The organism is Kitasatospora sp. NPDC048540 (assembly GCF_040651175.1).
GTDB lineage: Bacteria > Actinomycetota > Actinomycetes > Streptomycetales > Streptomycetaceae > Kitasatospora.
The window spans coordinates 1-4,112 of record NZ_JBEZIR010000241.1 but is presented as its reverse complement, the minus strand read 5'-3'; the positions used below and the strand labels follow the sequence as shown (position 1 = coordinate 4,112).

The 4,112-nt window shown below is 76.5% G+C and carries 6 protein-coding genes; 3 read left to right on the top strand and 3 right to left on the bottom strand.

Going from position 1 to position 4,112, the window contains the following annotated elements; genetic code table 11:
- Positions 1-142: 142 nt before the first annotated feature.
- Positions 143-721, bottom strand: coding sequence for a hypothetical protein (locus tag AB0D08_RS40380; protein WP_199520407.1), 579 nt, complete (start codon positions 719-721; stop codon positions 143-145).
- A 229-nt stretch (positions 722-950) separates the two neighbouring features.
- Between AB0D08_RS40380 and AB0D08_RS40375 the strand changes: the two genes are divergently transcribed.
- Entirely contained in the window at positions 951-1,325 is a 375-nt protein-coding gene (locus AB0D08_RS40375) for a BlaI/MecI/CopY family transcriptional regulator (RefSeq protein ID WP_033822498.1), read from the top strand.
- Positions 1,322-2,206, top strand: a complete 885-nt coding sequence (locus AB0D08_RS40370; RefSeq protein ID WP_359895356.1) for a M48 family metalloprotease — start codon at positions 1,322-1,324, stop codon at positions 2,204-2,206. Before AB0D08_RS40375 ends, AB0D08_RS40370 begins: the two co-directional genes overlap by 4 nt.
- Before the next feature lie 34 nt (positions 2,207-2,240).
- Here AB0D08_RS40370 and AB0D08_RS40365 read toward each other — a convergent pair whose 3' ends face one another.
- Positions 2,241-2,579 carry a hypothetical protein gene (locus AB0D08_RS40365; RefSeq protein ID WP_359895354.1) on the bottom strand — a complete coding sequence of 113 codons (339 nt, stop codon included), beginning with the start codon at positions 2,577-2,579 and terminating at the stop codon, positions 2,241-2,243.
- A gap of 167 nt (positions 2,580-2,746) precedes the next feature.
- Between AB0D08_RS40365 and AB0D08_RS40360 the strand changes: the two genes are divergently transcribed.
- Positions 2,747-3,766 carry an NlpC/P60 family protein gene (locus AB0D08_RS40360; protein ID WP_359895352.1) on the top strand — a complete coding sequence of 340 codons (1,020 nt, stop codon included), beginning with the start codon at positions 2,747-2,749 and terminating at the stop codon, positions 3,764-3,766.
- 52 nt (positions 3,767-3,818) lie between these two features.
- Here AB0D08_RS40360 and cspE read toward each other — a convergent pair whose 3' ends face one another.
- Complete coding sequence (gene cspE, locus AB0D08_RS40355) at positions 3,819-4,028, bottom strand: transcription antiterminator/RNA stability regulator CspE (protein WP_033824473.1); 210 nt, start codon at positions 4,026-4,028, stop codon at positions 3,819-3,821.
- Positions 4,029-4,112: the final 84 nt, after the last annotated feature.

Sequence of the window (4,112 nt, the reverse complement as noted above, 5' to 3'; positions counted from 1 at the left end):
GGAGGTCCAGGACCTCCGGCGCCGGCCCAGGGGCTCCCTGCACCTGGGCATAAAAATGGACTAGACCAACTCCCCCGTCAAGACCACCACTTGCCCCTTGAGCCGCCCTTAAGGTTGGGCATCCCCGGGACCACGCGCCGGGTCAGTACCGCAGCGCGGAGGCGACCTCCGCCTTGACCGTCCCCGACAGCGTCCGGTTGGTGGTCGCGGTCGCCTGCGCGGTACCGCCGGCCGTCACCTCCGGCACGCTCACCAGCACCACGTCCAGCAGGTTGCCGCTGGCGTCGTTGAAGTTGACCTGCACCGTGTACTGGTAGCCCTGGGAGCCGGTGTTCTTCACGGTGATCGGCGCCTGGAGGTGGCCGTCGGAGGCCGAGGTGACCGAGCCGAGCGAGATGTCACTCTTGGCGTCCAGCCCGCCCTTGACGCTCGCCAGCGCCGAGGACGCGGCGGCCGCCGCCGAGGACACGGCGGAGCCCGCCGCCGAAGCCGCCGCGGAGCCCGCGCCGGAGGCGAGGCTCTGGGCCGCCGACCCCGCGGCCGAGGCGGCCGCCGACAGCCCGGACTGCAGCGCCGAGGACACCGTCGGCGACGGGTTCGTGCTCGAGGAGCAGGCCGACAGTGCGGCTCCGCCCACCAGCGCGGCCACCACCGCCACCGCGGTCACCGTGCCCCGCCGCCCTGTCCCGCTCCCACGACCCGGCACGATCCGACGCTCCATGACCACTCCTCACTCGGCTGGCCCCCGCCCACCACCCTTGGCCCGCCCCTGGTCACCGGCCACCCGGCAGAGCGGTTCGGGTGAGCGCCGGCCACCGCGGACCCGGCCCACCCCGGGCCACCCGGGCCCGGCGGGCGCATACCATGACGCGGACGGCCGGGGCGGCCCGGCAGGCGACGGAAGAGGTACCGCGGTGGCGCGCAAGCTCGGCGAGCTGGAGGCGGAGATCATGGACCGGCTCTGGGGCTGGGGCCGCCCGGCCACCGTCCGCGAGGTGGTGGACGACCTCAACCTGCACCGCCCGGTCGCGTACACCACCGTGCTCACCGTCGCCGACATCCTGCACACCAAGGGGCTGCTGAGCCGGGAGAAGTCCGGCCGGGCCTGGGTCTACGCGCCCACCCGCAGCCGTGAGTCCTACACCGCCGAGCTGATGCGCGAGGCCCTCGGCGGCACCCCGGACACCCCCGCCGCGCTGGCCCGGTTCGTCGAGCAGATCTCCCCCGCGGAGCTCGCCGCGCTGCGGGCCGCGCTGGCCGGACTGGCGGACGGCGGGCCCGGTACGGACGGGCCCGCGGACGGCGGCGCCGGGGCCCGGCCGTGACCGCCGCCCTGCTGCTGGCCGCCTGGGCCGTCACCGTCGCGGCCGTGCTGCCGCGGCGGCTGGCCGGGGCCGCCTGGACCCGGCGGGCGCCGGTGCTCGGCGTGCTGGCCTGGCAGGCGCTCGGGGTGTCCGCCGTCGCCGCGGTCGCGCTGGGCGTCCGGCAGCTGGTCGATCCCGCTCCGCACCACCACGACCGGCTGCTGCACCTGTGCGGCCTGTCCGCCCCCGCCGGGACGGTGTCCCGGCTGGCGCTCGCGGCGGCGCTGGCGGTCGTCCTGGTGCCGGCCGCGCTCTTCGCCCGGCGGCTGGCGGCCGCCGCCCGCGGACGCGCCCGGCACCGGACCCTGCTCGACCTGGCGGGCCGGCGCGACCTGGTCCCCGGCGCGCTGGTGCTGGAGCACCCGGCGCCCGCCGTCTACTGCCTGCCCGGGCGCCGGCGGCGGGTGGTGGTCAGCCGGGGCGCGCTGGACGCGCTGACCCCCGAGCAGCTGGCGGCCGCCCTCGCCCACGAGCAGGGCCACCTGACCGGCCGCCACCACCTGGCGGCCTGCGCGGCCGAGGCGTTCGCCCGCAGCTTCGCCCCGCTGCCGCTCGGCCGGCTGGTCGAGGAGGAGACCCGGGCCCTGCTCGAGATGGCCGCCGACGACCGGGCACTGCGCGGGCACTCCGTACGGGCGCTGGCCGGTGCGATGAGCGTGGTCGCGGCCGGTCCGGCACCGTCCGCCGCGCTCACCGCCGGCCACCACGCGCTGGCCCGGGCCGGCCGGCTGGCCACCCGGCAGCCGCGCCCGCCGCGCGCCCTGGTGGCGCTCGGTGCGGCGGCCGCCGCGCTGACCGCCGGGGTGCCGCCGGTGCTGGCCTGCCTGCCGCACCTGCTCTGAGCCGGCCGCCCGCTCCGCCCGGCCGTCGGGCGGCTCAACTCCCCGGGCCCGGCGGCCGGTCCGCGTACGCCTTGAGCGCCGACACCAGCGCCCCCAGACCGAGCAGCAGCAGGACGACGCCCAGCCAGACGGCGGCCGGGGTCGCGGCGTGCTGCTGCTCGGCGACCGAGGAGTAGTTGCCGGGCGGGGGCGCGCCGGTACCGGTGACCACCCGCCCCGCGACCGGGCCGCAGAAGTCGTCGCTCCCCATCGGCTCGCCGTGGCAGGTGACCGGGCCGTCGTCGGGCAGGCCCAGGAACAGGCAGACGCCGCCGACCGTGATCAGCACCAGCGCGCCGACCAGAGCGCCGGCGCGGTCCTCGGGCTGTGCCACGGCCCGCCTCCCCCGCATCGCCCCGGCCTCACCCCCATCATCGGCGCGGGCCCGGCCCGGGCCAAGGGTTGTGACGGCTTGCCTTGCGGGCGCCCTTTCTACTAATTTGCTTAGGAGATTAGTAGTGATGGACGGACCCCGACCCCGACCCCAGGGAGCAGCACCACATGGGCCAGCACCGCCTCCCCTCCCCCGCCGGCCGGCGCCGCCTCGGCGCCCTGGCCCTCGGCGCGGGGGGCGCCCTGCTGCTGCCGGCGGTCGCCGCGCACGCCGAGCCCAAGCCCTCCCTGGAGCAGGTCCAGCGGCAGGTGGACACGCTGTACGAGGAGGCGGAGGCGGCCACCGAGCAGTACAACGGGCTCCAGGAGCGCCAGCAGCAGCTGCAGGCCCGCACCGGCACCCTCCAGCAGGAACTCGCGGTCCAGCAGGGCCGGTTCAACGCACTGCGGGAGACCCTCGGCGCGGTGGCCGCCGCCCAGTACCGCACCGGCGGCCTCGACCCGGCGGTGCGCCTGATGCTGACCTCGGACGCGGACGACTTCCTGGAGAGCGCCGGCCGCCAGGACACCGCGGCCGCCACCCAGGTCGGCGCCCTGGAGCAGCTCAAGGGCCAGCAGCGCCGGCTCGACCAGCTGCGCGCGGAGACCGCCGGCCGGCTCGGCGAACTCGACGGCGCCCGGCAGGCCGCGGCGGCCAAGAAGGCCGAGGTGCAGGGCCGGCTCGCCGAGGTCCAGCGGATCCTGGGCGGCCTCAAGGCGGGTGAGCGGGCCCGGGTGCTGGCCGGCGACCGGCCCGCCGCCTCACGCAGCAGCGCCCGCACCCCGTACACCGGCCCGGCCACCGGGCGCACCAAGGACATCCTCGACTTCGCCCACGCCCAGCTCGGCAAGCCCTATGTGTACGGCGCCACCGGCCCCGGCTCGTACGACTGCTCGGGGCTGACGCTGAAGGCCTTCGCGGCGGGCGGGGTGTCGCTGCCGCGCACCTCGCAGGCCCAGTTCGCGGCCGGCCAGAAGATCGACAAGAGCCAACTCCAGCCCGGCGACCTGGTGTTCTACTACGCGGACCTGCACCACGTCGGCATCTACCTGGGTGACGGGAAGCTGCTGCACGCCCCGCGCACCGGCAAGACCGTGGAGATCGTCGGCGTCGACGTGATGCCGTACGCGGGTGCGGTCCGCTACTGACGCCGCGGGCCGCCCTGCCCGGGCGGGCCGGGCGGGGCCGCACCGCGGGGGCTCAGAGCGCGGAGACGTTGACCGCGCTCGGGCCCTTCTGGCCGTCCTGGATCTCGAACTCCACGTGCTGGCCCTCGGCGAGGGTCTTGAAGCCGTTGCCCTGGATCGCCGAGAAGTGGACGAACACGTCCTTGCTGCCGTCCTCGGGTGCGATGAAGCCGAAGCCCTTCGTCTCGTTGAACCACTTGACCTGGCCCTTGATCTTCGCCATCGGAGCTCTCCTCGCGCACGCGTCGGCGCGGCCCGGCGGCCGCCCCCACCCCCTCAAAACCACTGGGGGGGCCCCGCGAAACGG

Coding starts and splice junctions, on each gene's coding strand:
- AB0D08_RS40375 (WP_033822498.1), top strand. CDS start 951: ATGGACCGGCTCTGGGGCTGGGGCCGCCCGGCCACCGTCCGCGAGGTG.
- AB0D08_RS40380 (WP_199520407.1), bottom strand. CDS start 721: ATGGAGCGTCGGATCGTGCCGGGTCGTGGGAGCGGGACAGGGCGGCGG.
- cspE (WP_033824473.1), bottom strand. CDS start 4,028: ATGGCGAAGATCAAGGGCCAGGTCAAGTGGTTCAACGAGACGAAGGGC.
- AB0D08_RS40360 (WP_359895352.1), top strand. CDS start 2,747: ATGGGCCAGCACCGCCTCCCCTCCCCCGCCGGCCGGCGCCGCCTCGGC.